This is a genomic window from Massilimicrobiota sp. An142, assembly GCF_002160725.1.
In the GTDB taxonomy this organism is placed as follows: domain Bacteria; phylum Bacillota_I; class Bacilli_A; order Erysipelotrichales; family Coprobacillaceae; genus Allocoprobacillus; species Allocoprobacillus merdigallinarum.
In genome coordinates this window covers 1-1,187 of record NZ_NFLD01000082.1, presented here as the reverse complement: position 1 = coordinate 1,187, position 1,187 = coordinate 1, and the positions used below count along the sequence as shown (strand labels likewise).

Annotated in this window: 1 protein-coding gene; it reads right to left on the bottom strand. The window is 34.6% G+C overall.

Translation table 11 applies throughout. From position 1 onward, the window contains the following. Nucleotides 1–71 precede the first annotated feature (71 nt). Nucleotides 72–1,187 (bottom strand): IS30 family transposase (locus B5E87_RS14775; protein ID WP_087246171.1); only part of this gene is annotated, 1,116 nt, incomplete at its 5' end.

The window sequence follows — 1,187 nt, the reverse complement described above, 5'->3', positions numbered from 1 at the left end:
TTTTTTAAGGATTGCGATGAATTTGCAAGACTAAATTCTACTTCTTAGTGTTCCTCATTTTCAATCCTTTCCTATCTGTTTTTATTAAAAATTGAATTGTTTAAAATCACTTCATCAGGCTTAATGTATTTGATGTGCAATGCCTGTAATAATTCTTTGCCCCATATGAATTCCGTCACTTCATAGGGGCTTTTATTATTCAATGAATATCTTTTGTATGAATTGATGTGCGACATCATATTCCAAATATCCCTTTGATGAAGATTCTTGAAAGTCTCTCCTTTTGGTAAGAAATATCTTATAAACTCATGATTTTTTTCACAAGAACCTTTTTGATCTGATCTATTAGGATCGCAGAAAAATACCTTTATTCCTAATTCTTCAAGATAAGCTATGTCGGTGAATTCTTTTCCATTGTCTGTAAGTATGACCTGAAAGAAATTCTTAAAGAGATTCTTATCATCAAATCTTTCATAATACAATTCAAATACCTGTGCAAGATGTGTGTTTTCCTTGCTTGAAATGAAATGAGCAATTTGAAAATGTGTTTTCACACAATGCAGGGTAAGGAGGAGATTTTCACCTTTGATGCCCTCGACAGTATCCATCTGAATGACATTAGCATCGGGATGCTCGTTCATATAAGCGAGATAATCATTATATGTACGATTTTTTCTCAATGCAGATTTATTGATTTTTACCTCATTTTTCCCTGCTTTTCTCTTTCTTTTCTTAAATCTAACCCTTCTAGGGAGGTCAATGTTGGCACATTCAAGAAAGCCAGCATCAATGTAGTTGTAAACGGTACTTTGAGAAACGCCAATCTCACCAGCATGTGAAGCAAATATATGATTGAGAGATTGAGACTTATCTCTGACAAGAGGACTGACAATGGAATCGATCTTTTTGAGTTCATCTTCAGTGACATTGATGCCAGTACGCGAACTGACAAGAACTTCCTTATATTCTTTGTGAGCATGAGAAGGGTTGTAAAAATATTTTATAGGCTTGCGACAGTATTTACGGGAATCACAGCCATTGCATACATAGGGAGCTCTTCTTAATCGTTTGCATATATAGAGCTCAAAATCAGGACAAACGCTTTGACAGATGTCACACTTTTTACAAAACTTGAGATTGCATTTGACATGAGTGCATAAATGAGTATGCGTGCAGCTTTTAACATG